Here is an 18,749-nt window from a genome sequence, read left to right as displayed (position 1 = left end):
CTCCCCGGAACTTTGAAGACAAGGATTAATTCATGACCGAGAAGCTGAAGCTGATCGACCACGTGCAGGCGATCAACTGGAACCGCATCCAGGACGAAAAGGACGTAGAAGTCTGGAACCGCCTGGTCAACAACTTCTGGCTGCCGGAGAAGGTGCCGCTGTCCAACGACGTCCAGTCCTGGGCCACGCTCACACCCGAAGAGCAGCAGCTGACCATGCGCGTCTTCACGGGCCTGACCCTGCTGGACACCATGCAGGCCACCGTTGGTGCCGTCTCGCTGATCCCCGATGCGCTAACCCCGCACGAGGAAGCGGTCTACACGAACATTGCGTTCATGGAGTCCGTGCACGCCAAGAGCTACTCCTCGATTTTCTCCACCCTGGCTTCCACCAAGGAGATTGACGAGGCGTTCCGCTGGTCCACGGAGAACGAGAACCTGCAGCGGAAGGCGCAGATCGTCACCCAGTACTACCGCGGCGATGATCCCCTGAAGCGCAAGATCGCCTCCACCCTGCTGGAGTCCTTCCTGTTCTACTCCGGCTTCTACCTGCCGATGTACTGGTCCTCCCGGGCCAAGCTGACAAACACGGCCGACCTGATCCGCCTGATCATCCGCGACGAGGCCGTGCACGGCTACTACATCGGCTACAAGTTCCAGCGCGGTCTGGAGACCCTGCCGGAGGAACGCCGCCAGGAGCTGAAGGACTACACGTACGAGCTGCTCTTTGAGCTGTACGAAAACGAAGTCCAGTACACGCACGACCTGTACGACGGCGTCGGCCTGGCCGAGGACGTCAAGAAGTTCCTGCACTACAACGCCAACAAGGCGCTGATGAACCTGGGCTACGAAGCCATGTTCCCGTCCACCCTGACGGACGTGAACCCGGCAATCCTCTCGGCCCTGTCCCCGAACGCAGACGAGAACCATGACTTCTTCTCCGGGTCTGGTTCCTCCTACGTGATCGGCAAGGCCGTGAACACGGAAGACGACGACTGGGACTTCTAGTTCCTTAGCTGAACCAGCACTGCCGCCGCGGCGGACCTACACGGTCCGTTGCGGCGGCTTTGGTTTAACGGCCGTTTCCCGCTCCTGCACCGCACCGATTGCGTATGGACGACAGTGGATGCCTCGGGCCGCGTCCCTGGGGAGAGCTGCCCATGCAGGGGGGGGGGATCAGGGGAGGCGGCCGGGGCGCAGCAGCGTGGGGTGCCCGGCCCGGGCAGGATCCAGCGGGACCGGACTGATCAGCACCGCCGGTCCGCGCTGCAGCACGCCGCTGGTCAGGGGCCGGCAGCGCAGGCCCCCGCGGCCGCGCATGGCCTTGTGCGCCCCGGGTGCCAGGACGGTGTCCATCCAGGCGCAGGGGTGGGCGTGCCGGCCTCCGTGGAACTCCACGCTGCCGCCCGTGGTCCGCAGGGTGAAGTCCTGGCCGATCAGGGGCACCAGCTCCGCACCGCGCAGCACCACGTTGCGCCGCGTCAGCAGCGGATCGAAGGGCCCGGCACCGAGGTCCGCGGCGATGGCCTCCAGCGACTCGGCGGCGAAGAGGGTCACAGCGGCATCCATGTGGGCGGCCTTGCCGAAAAACCGGTCTCCCACGATTCCCTTCCCGGCCACCACTTCCACCTGCCCGGCATCGGAGGTGGCGACGTCGGCGGGGCCGTCCTTTGCCCGGCCGAAATAGGCGTGTGCGCCTGAAACCAGCAGGTGCAGGATCTCGACGTCGTACTCGTAGGTCATGCCTCCACGCTAACCCGCACCGGACACAGCCTTGGTACTAAGCTGTGCCTCCGGAGACCGGTCAGCCGAGGGAGAAAGCAATGTCCGATGCCGTGCGCGCCTTTAAACTCCATGTGCCCGATGAAGCCCTGGCGGACCTTCGGGACAGGTTGGGACGTACACGGTGGCCGGAGCCGGAGACAGCCGGTAAATCCTTTGGGCACGCCGGCTGGCCGCAGGGACCGCCGGTGGATTACGTCCAGGCGTTGACGGCGGCGTGGCCGGACCACGCCTGGCGGCAACTGGAGGACCGGCTCAACGCTCACGGGCAGTCACTCGCCGCCGTCGGCGGATTGGACATCCACTTTCTGCACATACGCTCGTCCCGCCCCGACGCCCGTCCGCTGGTGCTCACGCACGGATGGCCCGGATCACTGGTTGAGCCGCTGGAGGTGATGGATGTACTGGCAAACCCGCCGGACCCGGCCATGCCGGCGTTCCACGTCGTGGCGCCGTCGCTGCCCGGCTATGGCTTCGGCGGCAAGCCAGCGTCTTCTGGATGGAACGTGGACCGGACAGCAGATGCCTGGGTGGAACTGATGAGCCGCCTGGGTTATGTCCGGTTCTTCGCCGCCGGGGGAGACTGGGGCGGCCGGGTAACCGCCTCGCTGGGCCGGCGTTATCCGGACCTGGTTGCCGGGCTGCACACTTTTACCCCCTACGTGGTGGACCCGCCGGAACCGGATGGCTACGGACGGCTCAGTCCGCTGGAACGGCAGTGGGTGGCCGAACTGCAGGAGTTCCGCCGTACCGGCAGCGGCTACTCCCTCCAGCAATCCACCCGCCCGCAGGCTTTGGCTTACGCACTGACCGACTCCCCGGTGGGACAGCTGGCCTGGTTGCTCGACAAATTCTGGGCCTGGACGGATCACGGCGGGGACCCGGCAGCCGCCATCAGCCGGAACCGGATGCTGGATACCGTCAGCTTTTATTGGTTATCGGCAACGGCGGGGTCCTCGGCCAGGTTCTATTGGGAGAATTTCCCTCCGGACGATTCAGGGCCGGTAAACGTTCCCTCTGCCGTGACGGTTTTCCCTGCCGATATCGAAAAAATACCGCGCCCCTGGGCGGCACACCGTTTCACCGACCTGCGGTCTTACCGGCTGGCCGGACACGGCGGGCATTTCCCCATGCTCGAAGTGCCTGCCCTCTACGTGGAGGAGCTGCGGCACGGCTTCAGCCTGATGTAGCGCCCGGGGGGGGGGGGGGGGGGGGGCGTGCCGCTTCCGGCCCCTGCCCGTTCTGTTTCTCGGCCTTCCGGCCGTGCCGGGCTACTGGCCGGGAAACTCCGTTGTGTGCAGCCGGTCCGTGGGCAGCGGGAGGTCAACGGACCTCCGCAGGTCCGCTGACTTCGCAATGGCTCCTTCCGTGGTGGGGGCCACCCGCACCGAGCCGCGCCGCACCTCCTGGATGAGGACGGGCATCCGGCCGCCGTCGACGTCGAGCCACCAGTCCTCCGTGAACATCCGCAGGCCCAGTTCATCCAGCAAATTCTCTGCCTCGTCCAGTTCCATGGCTTCCCCGCACTGGCGGTGCAGCAGGTCGAACGGGACGAAGCCGCCGTCGTCGGCCAGATGGATGTATCCAACGTGCTCGCCGTCGTGCGAGCGGCGGTGGTCAAAGGTGTTCTCGGGAGGCAAGGGGCCGGTCATGGCAGGAAGCCTACAACCGAATCCGTCGCCCGGGCCTGTGTCGCGTCCGCGAAAGGAATCCTTTAGCCATTACGATTGCCGCGGATAAATACCCTAGTGAAAGCCGGAGCCGCATGCCTTTTGAAAATATGTCCGCATTGGCCGAGAACAATAATGACAACGGCGGATTGTTGGTTATTGGGGGAGCGCTGATTGCCGCACTGCTGATTTTTGTGCTGATAAGGGTATTCAAGTCGAAAGGCACGCAACCCGGCGCACCCGGAAAAACCGGGACACCCGGCGGAATTGCTGTGTCCGGAACGATTCCTGCACCTGGACGAAACGGTGCCCCGGTAGTGCTCAAAACGGTCTCAACCGAGAATTCCGTCCTCTCCGCCGAAGACGTTGTGCTCAAACGGTTCCAGCCCACAAAATTCCGGGCCGGGTATGACCAGGACCAGGTGGATGCGTTCCTGGACCGGGCCGTCCAGGAACTCAGGCGGCTTGAAGGCGACCCTCTTCAGCTTTCGCAGGCCGGACCTGCCGGGATTGCCGGGCCGCTGCTGACTCCGGAGCAGGTTGTGAATCAGAAGTTCGCCCCAACGCAGTTCCGCGAGGGATACTCACAGAACGAGGTGGATGACTTCCTGGACAAGCTGGTGGTGCGTCTGCGGCAGGGGGGATAGGCGCGGGACACGCGGGCTAGGGTGCCTCCCGGTCCGGGAAGCGGTCCCACAGGTTCATGGTGGTGCTCCAGCTGCGGATGGTCATGGACTTGTACAACGGGGAGGCCATGATGGCGCTTAGCCGGCTCTTGGTGCGCTCGGCACTGAGCCGCTGCGAGTAGACGACACCCTGGCCCGGCCACACCGTGTCCACGCCCTCCCGGGGGCGGAACACCGGCAGGGCCGTTTCCGCGTCGATGCCCATAAGGAAGATCGCGTCGGAGTGGTACGTGTCCGGCTGCTCCCCGAAGCTTTCCGGTTTCTGCTCGATGACGTCCTGCAGCTGGGCGCGGCTCAGGACCAGGACCCTGACCAGGTCATCGTCGAGGTCGAAATTCTCCACGAGGACGGCTTCCATCTCCGGGCCTATGGTCTCCGGGGGAGCGTCGGAGCGCAGCAGGACGTTCCCGCTGGCAATGTACGTGGAGACGTCCTGGTATCCCCGGTCCGTCAGGTGCTCACGCAGTGCCTTCATGGGCACCTTGTTGCGGCCGCCCACGTTGATGCCGCGCAGCAGGACCAAGTACGGCTCCACGGCCCGTCAGCCCGCCACGCGGCTGCGGGTACCGGTGTCGACGGCGGCCACCACGCCGCCGTCGACCAGCAGGTCCGTGCCGGTGATGAAACTGGAGTCGCTGCCCAGCAGGAACGCGGCGGCGTTGGCGATGTCCGCCGGTGTGCCCACCCGCTTGGTGCCCGAACCCTCAATCATCGCCCGCATCTGCGTGCCGGATTCCCCGGCCAGTTCCTGCTGGCCCATGGGCGTGGAAATCACCCCGGGGCTGATGCTGTTGACCCGGGCGCCGCGGGCACCCCAGCGCAGGCTGGCCGCCTGCACCCGGACCTGGTTGGCGCGCTTGGCCACACTGTAGGCGGCCCCGGGATGGTCGATCCCGGCCACGTAGGGAATCAGCAGGAGGTCATCGGCCGGTACGGCGGCCAGGCTGGCCAGCACATCGGCGGGAATGCCGCCGCCGCCCAGGAAGGCGGCCATGCTGGCGATAACGACGCCGGCCCCGCCCGGGGCTATGACTTTTTCGAATTCCTCCAGCACCACGGCCACCCCAAACAGGTCCACCTTCCAGATGGCCTCGACCGGCGCCTGGACCGGGGAAAGGCCGGCGGTGTGCACCACGCCCGTTACGTTGCCCAGTTCCCGGGCGGTGGCGGCCAATGCCTGGACCGACTCGCGGGACGAGACATCCACCTGTGCGGATACGACGTCGTATCCGTCGCCGACGGCGCTGATCATCACGCTTTCGAGCAGGTCCTCGTTGAAGTCGGCCAGCAGCACCTTCTTTCCGGCGCCGACCCGCCGCAGCACGGCCTGTCCCATGCCGCCCATGCCGATGACTACCAGTACGTCCGCTGCCATGATGCTCCTCTGCCTGCAACTGCTGCTGATGAGGGCGGGATCCCCCGTTGCCTAGCGTAGACCCTGCCCGTCCACACCCCTAGGGCGTGCGTTCTGCCATGCCGGGATGGCTGGAGCAGGAGCTTTCGACATCTATGGAACTGCGTTTGGTGCCCGCCTGGTACACAACGGAGTTGCCTTCGCTATCGGAGAGGGTCTGCATCAGGTACCGGTTGCCCTTGGCTGAGCTCTCGAACTTGTTGGTCTCGGTGAAGCCTTGCTTTGCGAAGTGCTGCGCCGCAGCCGTCGTTGCGTCCTCCGGGCTGGATACGCCAGGACCGAAGATCAGGACGCTGAACCGGCGGCTGTTGTCATCACCGCAGGAGAGCGTGCCCCGGTAGCCGGTGGTGCGGGCAGGGTCAAAAACCACGCCGTTCTCGTAGGTCCATTCGCCGCCTTGAAGCCGGGCCAGCTCGTCTGTGAAGCCCAGCATCTGCTTGAGCAGATCCAGGGGAGCGGTCTGGGGTGCAGGACCGCCGGACGGAGTGGAAATCATCGGTTTCTCCTGAGGAGTAGCGGCACAGGCCGAAAGAGTCGGCACCGATAGGCACAGGACTAAAAGTCCGCACCGAGCGGTGAGGCGAGCATGGGGGACCCTACGCAGCATCGGCTCAGGGGAAGGTTTCTGCCATGCCGGGATGGCTGGAGCAGGCACTGTGTACGTCTATGGAACTACGTTTGGTGCCTGCCTGGTACACCACGGAGTTGCCCTCGCTATCGGTGAGGGTCTGCATCAGGTACCGGTTGCCCTTGGCTGAGCTCTCGAACTTGTTGGTCTCGGTAAAGCCTTGCTCTGCAAAGTGCTCCGCCGCCGCCGTCGTTGCGTCCTCCGGGCTGGATACGCCAGGACCGAAGATCAGGACGCTGAACCGGCGGCTGTCGTCGCCGCAGGACATCATGCCCCGGAACCCCGAGGTATCGGCTGGGTCGAAGACCGTATCGTTCCCGTAGGTCCACTGGCCGCCGTGGAGCTGGGCGAACTCGTCCGTGAGGCCGAGCATCTGGTTGAGGAGATCCATGGGATCTGTCTGTGGTGCCGGACCACCGGACGGAGTGGAAATCACTGGTTTCTCCCGAGGAGTAGCGACGTTGCTTCCTTCCGTGGCTGTGGTGCACCCGGACAGTAGCAGTCCGGATAGAACAGCGGCGCATGCCCCCGAGGAACTGCCGGCTCTGCGGGCCCTCAACATATCAGGGCGTGCGTTCTGCCATGCCGGGATGGCTTGAGCAGGCACTGCGCACATTGATGGAACTCTTGTCCGTGCCGGCGGTGTAGACCACTGATGTACCGTCCTGGTGGGTAAGCGTCTGGATCACGTACTGGTCTTCGTCAATCTGATCATCGAATTTGTTTGTCTCGACGAACCCTTGCTCTGCGAAGTAATCCGCCGCGTCCGTCGTTGCGTCCTCTGGGCTGGAGACGCCGGGGCCGAAGATGTGAACGCTGAATCGGCGGCTGCTGTCCTCGCCGCAGGAGAGCGTGCCCCGGTAGCCGGTGGTGCGGGCAGGGTCAAAAACCACGCCGTTCTCGTACGTCCATTGGCCGCCTTGGAGCCGAGCCAGCTCGTCTGTGAAGCCCAGCATCTGGTTGAGCAGATCCAGGGGAGCGGTCTGGGGTGCCGGACCGTCGGATGGAGTGGAAATCATCGGTTTCTCCTGAGGAGTAGCGGCACAGGCCGACAGAGTCGGCACCGATAAGCACAGGACTACAAGTCCGCACCGAGCGGTCAAGCGAGCATGAGGGACCCTTCGCAGCATCGGATCAGGGCGTGCGTTCTGCCATGCCGGGATGGCTGGAGCAGGCACTGTGCACGTCTATGGAGCTCTTGTCCGTGCCGGCCTCGTAAACAATTGTGGTGCCGTCTGGATGGCTCAGCGTCTGGATGACGTAGCGTTCCCTATCAATCCGATCATCGAACTTGTTGGTCTCGGCGAAGCCCTGCGCTGAGAGGTGTTTAGCGGCGGCTGCGGTGGCGTCCTCGGGGGTGGTGACGCCTGGGCCGAAGATGAGGACGCTGAATCGGCGGCTGCTGTCCTCGCCGCAGGAGAGCGTGCCCCGGTAGCCGGTGGTGCGGGCAGGGTCAAAAACCACGCCGTTCTCGTACGTCCATTGGCCGCCTTGGAGCCGAGCCAGCTCGTCTGTGAAGCCCAGCATCTGGTTGAGGAGATCCAGGGGAGCGGTCTGGGGTGCCGGACCGTCGGACGGAGTGGAAATCATCGGTTTCTCCTGGGGAGTAGTGGCACAAGCGGAGATAGCCACGAGAGCAGCCAGTACGGCGGCGGCCGCGGCAGTGCGGAATCGGCGGGTCAATGGGGATCTTTCTGCAATTCTCAAAATCGGGGCCCGTAAAGCTGCGGGTGCGTCACCTTATGATGTTCACGGTAATCGAGGGGCATGGGGTCCCTCACGTCAACCTGCTCTCCCAGATCCATGGTGATTCTTGCGATGCTCCGAAGGCTTTGCGTTCCCGGGTCGAGGTAACCTTGGCTGTCTTGTCGGTTCTCCCGCCCGGTGTAAGCACTGTGCTCGTCGGTGGGCGCAAGCAGCTCGTTGCCGTCGGAACTGAAGACCTTTGCGCCAAACAGCGGATTGGTCGCACCGAGCCGGCCGTCGCCCACCAACTGGCTGCCCAAGATGCCCCTGCCAGCGACGTTGTCTGCGCGCGCCTGCGTGGCAAAGACTTGCGGGTTTCCGTTCTGATCCTGCGCTACCTGCATACTGGTGGCATCACGGGTGACGTCAGTGTCCATGCCCGCAGAACCGTAGAGAACCACCGCGTCCACCTGGAAATCGATTTTCTCCAGCCCGTCCCCGGTTGTTGGCGTCCCATAGGAGTGTGCGGTGACAGTGAGGAAGGCATTGTCACCCAGAACGGTATGGATACCGGTTAGGTTGGCGGCAAGGCGGTCCCCGCCGGCCCTCGCCAGGTCCGACTGCAGTACGTCTGCGGAAGAAGGAAAGAGGTCCGGAGTGGTGTAGTTCATCCACGCGATGACTGCGTGGCTGGAGTTGCCATCGATCTTTTCCTGGGCGTCGTAAAGGCTCTGGGCAGCGTCGGTCCAGTCCGTCATCCGCTCGGTGGTGGCGTCCATACCGGGAACATTCACTGTCACATAATCGGCCTCATCCACGTTGCCGATGGAAACCATTGCCAGCGGCGGTATGACCGAAGGGTCAAACGCAAGGAGGTGCCGCTGCCCGTTCGTTTCAGGGCTGGGTGATTCAAGTGACTCGGCGAGGTTCTTAAAGGCGGTTTCCTGCTCCTGCGTCAGGCCGTCCTGCGCGGCAGCTGCCTGCAATGCCAACTGGTTGCCTTTAGCCCTGTCCGAATAGGGGACGCCCTCCAAATTGCCTGCCAACAGGGGCAAAGCGGCGATCACAATTTCCGGGTGCCTAAGGGACGCCCACAGGTCCTTATTTGCCGAAGGGTCCAGGCCCACCGGGGCGGCGACCAGTGCCCAGCCGGGATTGTCTGCTTTGAAAGCGGCAATCTCTTCGGGCGTCATGAGGTCCATGCTGCGCAAGAGCCGGGTCAGATCCCGCTGGGGGTCAGTGCTTCTGCCTTGGGTCAGCGTGTTGTATACAGCCGTCGCTGCGTTAACCGCGGCAGCAGGATCCGGTGGGCCGTAGGAGGCGAAGGTGCTTGTGGTGTTTCGGTGAAGGGCGTTGAGCGCGTTGACGCAGCGGTCATCGAGTGCCCTGTAATCGTCTGCCAGGACATTGGCCCGGTGCTGGAATACCGGCCGGTCGGTGGTCGGGTCGAACGCCGGCCCGCCGGTTTGTCCGTAGCTCTCCAACTCAGCAACCAGCGCGGCCCTCCGGGCAACGATATCCAGGGCACCTTCGGCGAAGGACTTGAGTGCCTGGGCCGCCGACGCCGTGCTGTCCCGCAGCGCTTTGGCCGTGTCTTTCGGGTGCCCCAACAGGGTGCAGACCTGTTCCTGTTCAGGCGCTTTGTAATACTGGGCCATGCCTCCGGACCAGCCGCCATGGAGATCCTCCACGCCGGTGGCAAAGGTGTCCCCGGCGCCGGCCAATCCAGATGCTGCGGCCATGACAGCCTCCGGATCGGGAAGCCCCTCGGTGCCGCTCAAATCCACGTCAAGCATCATTGTGCAACCAGCCGGCCGGGCCTGGCATGCTGAACCGGGGCCCGCATCGGCAGGCCCACGACTGCCCGCCGGGCCTGATCCGTCATGGTGTTGTCGGCTGAGACGTATTCGGCCATGGCAGCGTCCACACCGCCGACGGCGTTGCGGATGCGCGTCAGGGTTGCCTCGGAGTCTCCAACCAACACTTCATCGGCATACCGGGTGAAGGCTGACAGGGTTTTGCTGGCACCAAGACTATTTTCCACCGCGTTAGCAGCTGCACGAATATCGGCAACCGAGATATCCGCCAACTGGCCCTGCACCACGCGGAGCGTGCCGCGGACGCCCGCAACATCTATGTCATATTCAATTGCGTCGCTCATTCTGTCCCCCCCCAGAACTAAACGTTAAAAGCGGGCCGCAATGATTACCTCCGGCACACTCAGTGAGAATAGGGATATGCCGGCCGGATGACAAGGGGCTGCATTATTCGAGCCATGGAGATCCATACCCGCGGGATATCAACTGCTGGCGGCAATCGGCTCCCACGCGCATAATTCCGGTATGGCCGCCTCTGTGGAAATTCCCGTCCCGCCCTTGGTTCAAAGCCTTTCTCCGTTGCTGGCCGAAAACGTGGGGACCGCCCCCTGGACCGGCCCGCGCTGGTGGTGGGCAGGGCCACTGGATGTTGAAGGGCTGGCACTGGGCTCAGTGCAGATGCTCGCCACGGCAGTGGCCTCCTACGCGGAATCCACCGGACGACGTACCGGCATCGGTTTCACTTCTGACTGCGTCGCGGCGGCGTTTGCCTCGTTTGCGCATCTGCGGATCAACGACAAGCCGATCCAGGGGTTCGCGCCGCTGTCCGGGTTCCGCCGAACCGCCGACGGCTGGGTCCGCCTGCACGCCAACTATCCCCACCACGAGGCCGCCCTGCGTGCCGCCCTCGACGTGCAGCGGCCGGAACAGGTGGACGACGCCGTACGCAGCCGCACAGCCGCGGAGGTGGAGGAAGCCGTGACGGCCCGCGGCGGGCTGGCGACGGCGGTGCGGACGCCGGAGCAATGGGGTGCGTCCGCGGCCGGCCAGGCCGTGGCAGCTGAACCATGGCTGCGGTTGGAATTGCGAGATGCCCGTCCCGGATCCGCCCCGAAGCCTGCCGGCGACGGGTTGTTGTCGGGCCTGCGGGTGCTGGATCTGACCCGGGTCATCGCCGGCCCTTCCGGCAGCCGCATCCTGGGCGCCCTCGGTGCCGACGTGCTGCGCGTGGATCCTCCGGCGCTCCCGGAGCTGGCGGACCAGTACGTGGACACCGGGTTCGCCAAGCGCAGCGTGGTGGCCGACCTCGCCGACCCGGACGTCCAGCCGCGGCTGCGCGCCCTGCTCGCGGAGGCCGACGTCGTGCTCACCGCCTACCGCGGCGGCTCCTTGGCCCGGCTGGGCCTGGACCCGGTCTCGCTGCGGACGGACTATCCGCACCTGGCCCTAGTTTCCCTGGATGCCTGGGGCGACCGGGGCCCGTGGACGGAGCGGCGTGGCTTCGACAGCATTGTGCAGGCGGCCACCGGCATTGCGCACCTATACGGCAGCACGGGGAACGACGGCGCGTGGCGGCCCGGCGCGCTGCCGGTCCAGGCGCTGGACTACGCCACCGGGCTGGGAATGTCCGCCGCCGCCGTCGCCCTGGTCGCGGCACGGTCGCGCGGCATTGCCGGTGCGGCGCACCTGTCGCTGGCCCGGACCGCCCAGGAACTGCGGCGCCTGCCCGGCCCGCCGCCCGGGACCAAAGCATCGGCGCTGCCCGAACCGGCCCTGCGCCGCGGAGCCAGCTCATACGGTGAGTTGACCTATGTTCCGCCGCCGCTGCTGATCGGCGGTGTCCAGCTCGAGTATCCCTGGGTCCCGCCGCCCTACGGCAGCGCGGACCTGGCCTGGGACCAGCCGTTGCGTTAGTCCCGCGGCGGGCGCTGCCGCTGCTGCTTGGTGGCTGACCGCTGTTTCTTGGCATCCAGGCGCCGGTAATTCGAGCCCCGGGTGGGCTTGGTCTTGCGGCGCGTGGGCGGTGCGGGTGCCAAACCGTCTGCGACGAGGGCGGCGAGTTTGGCCAGGGCCGTCTCGCGGTTGCGCAGCTGCGAGCGCTGTTCCGACGCCGTCACGGTCAGTACGCCGGCAACCAGCCGGTTCTTCAGGCGCCGGAGCAGCATCCCGCGCTGCTCTTCCGTCAGCACCGCCGACTCGGCAACATTCCACCACAGCTCAACGCGGCTGTCCGAGGTATTGACGTGCTGGCCCCCGGGCCCGGAGGAACGGGAAAACCGCCAGTTAAGCTCCGCGGCGGGAATCGTCAGCGCGGGCGACACGACCAGGTCCATATAACCAGCGTCCCACGAAAGGACGACGCCGGGCTCACCGGAGCCAGTGGAACAGTCAGCGGAGGAAGGCGGCTGCACCGGCCATAAACGCCATTCCGGTGAGGGTCAGTGCCCAGAGCAGCTTCCGGGAGGGCTTCCGGCCCTTGCGGGTGAACAGGTATACGGCCGCCGCTAAGCCGAACCCGGCTCCGGTGAGTGCCATGAGCACAAAGCCCGGCGGCGGAGGGGGGTTCTCCGTGCTGTCTATCTCAAGGACCCCGGTGAGCGAGAGGACAAAGAACGCAGCCCCCATGACGGTGCCGCCGATGAGGGGCGCTAGCAGCAGGGCTGGCCGCGTCTTGGGATCGCCCATGGACCGGTTGGCCCACTTTGTCCCGTAAAGCGCTTCCTGGCTGAAATATATGGCCTCGGCGAGCGCCTCCCGCTTCCGTATACCGACCAGGCACAGTACAACGAGAACCGGGCCGATGACGGCGCCGGGCCAGAAAACATCCATGCGAACCCCCGGGATGGCTATGAGACAAGTGACTACGAGACAGGTGATTGCGCGACAGACAATTGCAGGATAGAGCGTAAACCGGCGGGGAGCGTGCGTCAGCGGCGGAGACTACCTGTTGCTGCCTGCAGTTCCGAGTATCCGCTCATAGTGCCCGAACCACCGGCAGTTCGCTCCACTCGGTGGTGTACCGCGGGGAGGAGTACTTGCGGGACATGGTCCACTCGGGTTTCGCCGTCGCCATTCCGGCCAGGCCCAGGCCGATGCTCGCAGCCCCGTATTTGTCCGTAACCCGGCCCAGCAGGTCACCCAGGTTGCGGCGTTCCTGGTCGGAGACGAACTCATCGAAAAGCGGCTGTGCCCCGGCGGCCTCGAGCCCGCTGAGCATCACGCCGGCCTTGGTGTAGGAGACGCCTTCAATGACCTGGGCCTCCAGGGCACCTACCGCCGCCCGGCTCAGGATCACCGGATCCGCCGTCGGCGCCGGCAGCCGCACGGTGGCCGAGGGGAACGACGACGCGCGCTCGCTGAAGTGTGACGTGCCCGCATACGCGGTGAGCACGCTGGCCTGCTGGCCTTCCCGCGCCAGCCGGGCTGCGGCCTGCTGGGCGTAGATGCTCATAACCTGCCGCATCTCGGTAAGTGTGGTGACGGGAGTGGAGAAGCTGCGGGAATAGATCAGCTGTTTGCGGTCGGCGCGCTCGTCGTCGAGCGGAATGCAGGAGGTGCCGTTGAGCTCCAGCACCGTGCGCTGCAGGATGACCGAGAACTTCCGCCGGATCATCGCCGGGTCCGCCGCCCGCAGATCCGCCACGGACTCGATGCCCAGCGCCGCCAGCCGCGTCCCCAGCCGCGATCCCACACCCCACAGCCCGGTCACCGGCACCCGGGACATGATGGTGTCCACCACCGCAGGGTCCATGGTGTCCAGGTTGCAGACCCCCTGCAGGTGCCGGTTCTGCTTGGCGATCCGGTTGGCGAACTTCGCCAGGGTCTTGGTGCTGCCGATGCCTACGCAAACGGGCAGGCCGGTGTGCCGGGCGACGGCGGTGCGGATGGCCGCGCCCTGGGCGTTGAGTTCGGCCGGGGTGCCGGCCAGGCCCAGGAAGGACTCGTCAATGGAGTAGACCTCCTGCCACAGGGCATAGCGGCCCAGCAGTTCCATCACCCGTGAGCTGAGGTCCCCGTACAGCTCGTAGTTGCTGGAGCGCTGGATCAGGCCCACCTGCGGGGCGGACTCGGCCAGCTTGAACCAGGGAGTGCCGGTCTTGATGCCCAGTGCCTTCGCCTCATCCGAGCGGGCCACTACGCAGCCGTCGTTGTTGGACAGCACCACTACGGGCACTCCGGCCAGCTTCGGATCGAAGGCGCGCTCGCAGGAAACGTAGAAGCTGTTGACGTCCACCAGGGCAATCCGGGTGCCGGAGCCGGCGGCGACAGGAGTTGGCCGGACCGCCGCGGCTGGCGGATCAGACATGGTGCAGGCACCGGGTCACAACGCCCCACACCGAAAGCTCCGACGGCTCGGACACTTCAATATCGGGGTAACCGGGCGTTTCGGCCCGCAGGAGGATTTTGTTCCCGTCCAGCAGCAGGCGCCGCACGGCCAGTTCTCCGTTGACCACGGCCACCACGACGGCGCCGTCCCGCGGGGTGAGCGAGCGGTCCACGATCAATTCGTCGCCGTTGCAGATGCCGGTGCCGGCCATGGAGTCGCCCTCGACCCGCACCACATAGGTGGAGGTGGGGTCGCGGATCAGGTGCCGGTTGAGGTCAATGCGGCCGTCGAAGTAGTCACGGGCCGGGCTCGGAAAGCCGGAGGCAGCGGCAGCGTCGGCCTCCGCCGGCGGCGCTGTCCTGCGGGAACGGTCTGCTGAAAACACCGCCATGCCTGCGCCCCTCTGAGGTGATCAACTAGAACAAACTTTCGAATCCCAGCCTAGCACCGCAGGAAGCCGCAATACCTACGGCCGAAGGGCAGGTGACGCATCCGACGGGCCGCGCGTCAGAAGAGGCGCCGGAGCCGCTATACGATTTAAGCCATGATCATTGAGCTGCAGATCCCGAAAAAGCTGGGACGGGAACTGGAGGAACTGGCCGAGGAACAGGGGGTTCCGGTGGAAACGCTCGTGGTCAACGGAGCGCGCCTGCTGCTGGAACACCGGTACCGCCGCAATATGCAGCCCGAGGTGCCCCAGCAGCAGCTCCCGCCTACTCCTTAAGCGGTACGCCCTTGGCGTCCGTGCGGAACGACGCGGCATTGCAGAGGATCATGATGCCCTCGATGAAGCCCCAAAGGCTGCCGAATCCGAAGGTGACCAGGGTTACGGCGATCTGCGCTACACCAAGCCCGGTGTGGCCCAGGTAGAAACGGTGAATGCCCAGGCTGCCCAGGAAAATACCCAGCAGGCCGGCCACCAGGCGTGACTTCCGCTGATCGTAGCCCTGCGGGTACTGCCCGTACTGCCCCTGCGGGTACTGAGCCTGGGGATACTGCTGTGCCTGCGGGTACTGCCCCTGCGGGTACTGTGCCTGCCCGTACTGCCCCTGGGGGTACTGCTGTCCCTGGGGGTACTGCCCCTGCGGGTAGCCCGGAGCCTGCCCGAACTGGTCCTGCCCGTTGCCCGGCTGGGCGTACGGCGGGTACTGCTGGGCGCTGGGCTCTCCGGCCGGGGCGGGAGTGGACTGCTGTCCGGATGCCTGGGGCTGCTGAGCCGGCTCCGGGGCACTCTGCGGGTAGCTGTACTGCCCGTCCGCTGCCGGTGCCCCCGTCTCGGCTCCCTGATCGTTACCGGGATACTGCTTATTTTCCGACATGCTGCCCTTTCAAAAAGTTCCCCCCAGACCTGTCCGAAGGATGACTGGAATCTTCCGTCACGGCACCGGGTCCGGTGCTGTGACGATGGTCGCACTCTAACAGCCCGCTGCGGCGGAAACGGGGCGCCACACGCGCCGAACCCCGCTGTTACGCGAGCGCCCAGGCAGCCAAGCGGTCGCTGAGTTCCATCCAGCCGGGGTCCGGTTCCTGTTCCCGGGGGTGGGCGTCGTACCAGCGGACAATTTCGCGGGCCCCCTCGGAGAAGGGAATCTCCGCCCGGTAGCCGGGCACCAGGGACTTGATCTTGCTGTTGTCGAAGACGGCCGAATGGCTCTTGTCTCCCAGCAGCCCGGGTCCGCGGACCGGATCATGGGCGGCAATGGTCTCGGAGGCCACGTGCACCAGGACCGGGTCGGGAACCCCCGCTGCCGCCCCGAGCATCCGGTATACGGCGTCCCAGGGGAGGAATTCGTCCGAGGTGACCGTGTAGCTTTCCCCCAGTGCGGCCGGTCGCCCAAGCAGTCCCACGAAGGCCAGGGCAAAGTCCCTGCTGTGCGTCAGGGTCCAGAGGGCCGTCCCGTCTCCGTGCACCAGCACCGGCAGTCCGGCCCGCATCCGGTGAATGTCGGTCCAGCGCCCCAGCAGCGGCACTTTGGTGGCGTCATAGGTATGCGACGGACGCACAATCGTGGCCGGGAAAGCTTCGCTGCGGTAGGCCTGGACCAGCACGTCCTCGGCGGCGATCTTGTCCCGGGAATACTGCCAGAACGGATTGCGCAGCGGCGTGGATTCCAGCACCGGGAGCCGGGCCGGCGGCTTCTGGTAGGCCGAAGCGGAACTGATGAACACGTACTGGCCGGTCCGCCCGCGGTACAGTTCCACGGCATCGCGCACATGCCCGGCGGTGAAAGACAGAAAGTCCGCCACGGCGTCGAACTCCCGGCTTCCCAGCGCCTGCCGGACTGCGGAAACGTCGCGGACGTCGGCCGGGAGCACCTCGACGCCGGCCGGTACCGGCCGCGCCGCGGAAACGCCGCGGTTCAGCACGCTCACCCGGTGCCCGAGGGCCGCGGCGCGGGCGACGGCGGCCGAACTGATCACGCCGGTACCGCCAATGAACAGCAGATTCAGTGCCACGGGATGGTTCACTTCCTGTCCGGATTTTCCTTGACTGGGGGAGGGAGCCGGGCTTAGGTGGAGGTGCCCGGCCCGCAACTGCACCCCAGCGTAGGGCAATTCAGCCCCGGGGACGGCATCAAGGAGAGGTACCACCATGACCGAGAGCCCGAGTTCGAGCGTTCCCGAGCTGACCCTGAGCAACTCAGTGCGGATTCCGCAGCTGGGATTCGGCGTATTCCAGGTTCCGCCGGAACAGACGCAGGAAATTGTGGAAGACGCCCTGGCTGCCGGGTACCGCCACATCGACACCGCGGCGGCCTACGGCAACGAGGCAGGGGTGGGGGCGGCCATCGCGGCTTCCGGCATCCCGCGTGCAGAGATCTTCGTAACCACCAAGCTGCGCAACGGGGACCAGGGCAGGGCGCGGGCTGCGTTCATGGACAGCCGGCGGGCCCTGAAGCTGGACACCGTGGATCTGTACCTGATCCACTGGCCGGTGCCCTCGCAGGGGATGTTCGTGCAGGCGTGGAAGGAGCTGGAAGGGCTCTACCGTGACGGCTACATGCGGGCGATCGGCGTCTCCAACTTCCTGCCCGAGCATCTGGACGCCCTGGCAGACCAGAGCCAGGTGCTGCCCGCCGTCAACCAGATTGAACTGCATCCGGGGTTCCGGCAGGCTGCGCTCGCCGCCGACACGGTTGCGCGCGGCATTGCGGTGGAAGCCTACAGTCCGCTGGGACAGGGTGCTGCCCTGGCGGATGCCGAGGTGGCGGCGCTCGCAGACAAATACGGCACGACGCCGGCGCAGGTGGTGCTCGCCTGGCACCTCGGCTCGGGGCGGATCGTCATCCCGAAATCGGCGAATCCCGGCCGGCTGCGGGAAAACCTGGCCGCAGTGGACCTGGACCTGACGCAGGAGGAACTGGACACGCTGGACGGACTGGATGCCGGCAGCCGGATCGGCGCGGACCCGGCCACCGCCTCGTTCAGCCAGCTCTAGGGCGCTGTGCCGCGTTCAAGGCAACCGGGTCACCCGTTCCGGTCCGGGGCCGTGTGCTCACCCAGGGCTTCCTTGCGGCTGTTGTTCTTCCGCCGGGTCACCGCCGAGGCCCAGACCCAGGTGGAGCGGCGCACCCCGGCATCCTCCCACAGCACCTGCACGGCCCTGGCGGACCAGCTGCAGGCCTCACCCTTGACCTGCTCCGCCGCTCCCGGAAAGCGGATCCAGGCCCACACGGGTACACCGGGCACTGACGTGGTGACCGGATTGTGCTCGAAGTCCAGCTCTTCCGGGGTCAGGCCGATCGGCTCCGCCCTCCGGGCATACCTTGCGGCGAGCCGCAGCACGGCTTCTTGGTTCATGCTTTAAAAATAGAACATATGTTCGAGTAGGGATAACCGGCGCCGCCCGGGAAACGGCGGCACGAATGGTGCACAATGGGTGCCATGTGTGGACGCTACGTAATGGCAAGGGCGACGTCGGACCTGGTCTCGGCCTTCGCCGTCGAACAGACAGTGGGCCCTGACGTACAGCCGTCCTGGAATGTGGCGCCCACCGACGACGTGCGCATTGTCACGGAGCGTTTCGCCAGCGAGGAGCCCGTGCGGCGGCTGGCCACCGCCAAGTGGGGCCTGGTGCCGGTCTGGGCGAAGGACCCGAAGATAGGCTCCCGGATGATCAACGCCCGCCGGGAAACCATTCTGGAAAAGCCGGCCTTCCGCAAGGCCGCGGTCAAGCGGCGGGCCCTGGTGCCGGCGGACGGCTATTACGAGTGGGAGAAGTCCGCCGAGGGGAAAATCCCAACCTACCTGTATTCGGAGAAGCGGGATCCGCTGGCTTTCGCCGGCCTCTACGAATTCTGGCCTGACCCCGCCCTGCCTGAAGACCATGAGCACAAGTGGCTGCTCAGCGTCACCATCATCACCACTAAAGCCGCCGATGCGCTGGGCCACATCCATGACCGCACACCCCTGATCATTCCGCCGGACCTGTACACGGACTGGCTGGACCCGCGCCTGACCGAGGGCGCCGACGTCGCACAGCTGCTCGACGCCGTCCCCGAGCCGACTCTGACACCGCGCGTGGTGTCCACGGATGTGAACTCCGTGCGCAATGACGGACCGGCCCTGATCGAGCCCGCGAGCGCCTGAAAGGCGGGTGCGGCTTCGGCGGCGGGATTGCCAGCGAATGAAAGGCCTCGACATGCCGGTGCCTGCCGGGGCGTAGGGTGTGCGCATGGTGAAGATGACGCGGAGAAACCTGCTTATTGCCTCCGTCGGGGGAATCGCGGCTGCCGGTCT

Annotated in this window: 24 protein-coding genes; 7 read left to right on the top strand and 17 right to left on the bottom strand. The window is 65.8% G+C overall.

Translation table 11 applies throughout. The features are described 5' to 3' along the window. Nucleotides 1-32 precede the first annotated feature (32 nt). Complete coding sequence (nrdF, locus tag QNO06_RS10425) at nt 33-1,007, top strand: class 1b ribonucleoside-diphosphate reductase subunit beta (RefSeq protein WP_227911600.1); 975 nt, start codon at nt 33-35, stop codon at nt 1,005-1,007. A gap of 168 nt (nt 1,008-1,175) precedes the next feature. Here nrdF and QNO06_RS10420 read toward each other — a convergent pair whose 3' ends face one another. Further along, a complete protein-coding gene (locus tag QNO06_RS10420) occupies nt 1,176-1,742 on the bottom strand; it encodes an MOSC domain-containing protein (RefSeq protein ID WP_227911599.1) in 567 nt (188 codons plus the stop codon). A gap of 80 nt (nt 1,743-1,822) precedes the next feature. Here QNO06_RS10420 and QNO06_RS10415 point away from each other — a divergent pair, with 80 nt between their 5' ends. Further along, on the top strand, nt 1,823-2,971 hold the full coding sequence (locus QNO06_RS10415) for an epoxide hydrolase family protein (RefSeq protein WP_227911598.1): 1,149 nt from the start codon (nt 1,823-1,825) through the stop codon (nt 2,969-2,971). Nucleotides 2,972-3,052: 81 nt separating this feature from the next. Here the strand turns inward: QNO06_RS10415 and QNO06_RS10410 are convergent, their stop codons facing one another. After that, a complete protein-coding gene (locus QNO06_RS10410; protein WP_227911577.1) occupies nt 3,053-3,433 on the bottom strand; it encodes a serine/threonine protein phosphatase in 381 nt (126 codons plus the stop codon). 335 nt (nt 3,434-3,768) lie between these two features. On the opposite strand from QNO06_RS10410, the gene QNO06_RS17040 reads away from it, so the two are divergent. After that, complete coding sequence (locus QNO06_RS17040; RefSeq protein ID WP_442860137.1) at nt 3,769-4,098, top strand: DivIVA domain-containing protein; 330 nt, start codon at nt 3,769-3,771, stop codon at nt 4,096-4,098. A 16-nt stretch (nt 4,099-4,114) separates the two neighbouring features. Here the strand turns inward: QNO06_RS17040 and QNO06_RS10395 are convergent, their stop codons facing one another. The 8 genes from QNO06_RS10395 to QNO06_RS10360 form a co-directional block, all read right to left on the bottom strand. Further along, nucleotides 4,115-4,672, bottom strand: a complete 558-nt coding sequence (locus QNO06_RS10395; protein WP_227911576.1) for a DUF1697 domain-containing protein — start codon at nt 4,670-4,672, stop codon at nt 4,115-4,117. Nucleotides 4,673-4,678: 6 nt separating this feature from the next. Continuing rightward, nucleotides 4,679-5,512, bottom strand: a complete 834-nt coding sequence (locus QNO06_RS10390; RefSeq protein ID WP_227911575.1) for an SDR family oxidoreductase — start codon at nt 5,510-5,512, stop codon at nt 4,679-4,681. A gap of 79 nt (nt 5,513-5,591) precedes the next feature. Continuing rightward, on the bottom strand, nt 5,592-6,047 hold the full coding sequence (locus QNO06_RS10385) for a hypothetical protein (protein ID WP_227911574.1): 456 nt from the start codon (nt 6,045-6,047) through the stop codon (nt 5,592-5,594). Nucleotides 6,048-6,162: 115 nt separating this feature from the next. Beyond that, nucleotides 6,163-6,570, bottom strand: coding sequence for a hypothetical protein (locus QNO06_RS10380; protein ID WP_227911573.1), 408 nt, complete (start codon nt 6,568-6,570; stop codon nt 6,163-6,165). A gap of 172 nt (nt 6,571-6,742) precedes the next feature. After that, nucleotides 6,743-7,198, bottom strand: coding sequence for a hypothetical protein (locus QNO06_RS10375; RefSeq protein ID WP_227911572.1), 456 nt, complete (start codon nt 7,196-7,198; stop codon nt 6,743-6,745). A gap of 115 nt (nt 7,199-7,313) precedes the next feature. After that, nucleotides 7,314-7,769 carry a hypothetical protein gene (locus tag QNO06_RS10370; protein ID WP_227911571.1) on the bottom strand — a complete coding sequence of 152 codons (456 nt, stop codon included), beginning with the start codon at nt 7,767-7,769 and terminating at the stop codon, nt 7,314-7,316. Nucleotides 7,770-7,882: 113 nt separating this feature from the next. After that, entirely contained in the window at nt 7,883-9,607 is a 1,725-nt protein-coding gene (locus tag QNO06_RS10365) for an alpha/beta hydrolase (protein ID WP_284162454.1), read from the bottom strand. Between the two features lie 53 nt (nt 9,608-9,660). Continuing rightward, nucleotides 9,661-10,026, bottom strand: a complete 366-nt coding sequence (locus QNO06_RS10360; RefSeq protein ID WP_227911569.1) for a DUF6507 family protein — start codon at nt 10,024-10,026, stop codon at nt 9,661-9,663. Between the two features lie 181 nt (nt 10,027-10,207). Here QNO06_RS10360 and QNO06_RS10355 point away from each other — a divergent pair, with 181 nt between their 5' ends. Further along, nucleotides 10,208-11,596 carry a CoA transferase gene (locus tag QNO06_RS10355; RefSeq protein WP_227911568.1) on the top strand — a complete coding sequence of 463 codons (1,389 nt, stop codon included), beginning with the start codon at nt 10,208-10,210 and terminating at the stop codon, nt 11,594-11,596. Here the strand turns inward: QNO06_RS10355 and arfB are convergent. From arfB to QNO06_RS10335, 4 genes are all read right to left on the bottom strand, one after another. Next, the gene (gene arfB / locus QNO06_RS10350) at nt 11,593-12,015 is read right to left on the bottom strand and encodes an alternative ribosome rescue aminoacyl-tRNA hydrolase ArfB (protein WP_227911567.1); all 423 of its coding nucleotides are present in this window, start codon (nt 12,013-12,015) and stop codon (nt 11,593-11,595) included. The genes QNO06_RS10355 and arfB overlap by 4 nt on opposite strands. 55 nt (nt 12,016-12,070) lie before the next feature. After that, complete coding sequence (locus QNO06_RS10345) at nt 12,071-12,511, bottom strand: hypothetical protein (protein WP_227911566.1); 441 nt, start codon at nt 12,509-12,511, stop codon at nt 12,071-12,073. A gap of 145 nt (nt 12,512-12,656) precedes the next feature. Continuing rightward, nucleotides 12,657-13,988 (bottom strand): Y-family DNA polymerase, encoded by a 1,332-nt coding sequence (locus QNO06_RS10340; protein WP_227911565.1) that lies wholly within the window; start codon nt 13,986-13,988, stop codon nt 12,657-12,659. Beyond that, nucleotides 13,981-14,400 (bottom strand): LexA family protein, encoded by a 420-nt coding sequence (locus tag QNO06_RS10335; RefSeq protein WP_227911564.1) that lies wholly within the window; start codon nt 14,398-14,400, stop codon nt 13,981-13,983. Before QNO06_RS10335 ends, QNO06_RS10340 begins: the two co-directional genes overlap by 8 nt. A 153-nt stretch (nt 14,401-14,553) precedes the next feature. Here QNO06_RS10335 and QNO06_RS10330 point away from each other — a divergent pair, with 153 nt between their 5' ends. Then, nucleotides 14,554-14,733 carry a hypothetical protein gene (locus QNO06_RS10330; RefSeq protein WP_227911563.1) on the top strand — a complete coding sequence of 60 codons (180 nt, stop codon included), beginning with the start codon at nt 14,554-14,556 and terminating at the stop codon, nt 14,731-14,733. Here QNO06_RS10330 and QNO06_RS10325 read toward each other — a convergent pair. After that, nucleotides 14,723-15,328 carry a TM2 domain-containing protein gene (locus QNO06_RS10325; protein ID WP_227911562.1) on the bottom strand — a complete coding sequence of 202 codons (606 nt, stop codon included), beginning with the start codon at nt 15,326-15,328 and terminating at the stop codon, nt 14,723-14,725. The genes QNO06_RS10330 and QNO06_RS10325 overlap by 11 nt on opposite strands. 148 nt (nt 15,329-15,476) lie before the next feature. Further along, on the bottom strand, nt 15,477-16,466 hold the full coding sequence (locus QNO06_RS10320; protein ID WP_227911561.1) for an NAD-dependent epimerase/dehydratase family protein: 990 nt from the start codon (nt 16,464-16,466) through the stop codon (nt 15,477-15,479). 136 nt (nt 16,467-16,602) lie between these two features. On the opposite strand from QNO06_RS10320, the gene QNO06_RS10315 reads away from it, so the two are divergent. Continuing rightward, on the top strand, nt 16,603-17,448 hold the full coding sequence (locus QNO06_RS10315) for an aldo/keto reductase (protein WP_227911560.1): 846 nt from the start codon (nt 16,603-16,605) through the stop codon (nt 17,446-17,448). Between the two features lie 29 nt (nt 17,449-17,477). Here the strand turns inward: QNO06_RS10315 and QNO06_RS10310 are convergent, their stop codons facing one another. Continuing rightward, nucleotides 17,478-17,810 carry a hypothetical protein gene (locus QNO06_RS10310; RefSeq protein ID WP_227911559.1) on the bottom strand — a complete coding sequence of 111 codons (333 nt, stop codon included), beginning with the start codon at nt 17,808-17,810 and terminating at the stop codon, nt 17,478-17,480. Between the two features lie 84 nt (nt 17,811-17,894). On the opposite strand from QNO06_RS10310, the gene QNO06_RS10305 reads away from it, so the two are divergent. After that, nucleotides 17,895-18,599, top strand: coding sequence for an SOS response-associated peptidase (locus QNO06_RS10305; protein ID WP_227911558.1), 705 nt, complete (start codon nt 17,895-17,897; stop codon nt 18,597-18,599). The last annotated feature ends 150 nt before the right edge of the window (nt 18,600-18,749 follow it).

Origin of the sequence: Arthrobacter sp. zg-Y20 (assembly GCF_030142075.1) — a bacterium.
Taxonomy (GTDB): Bacteria; Actinomycetota; Actinomycetes; order Actinomycetales; family Micrococcaceae; genus Arthrobacter_B.
Note: the sequence above shows the minus strand (reverse complement) of the source record. Positions and strands in the feature narration are given on the sequence as shown.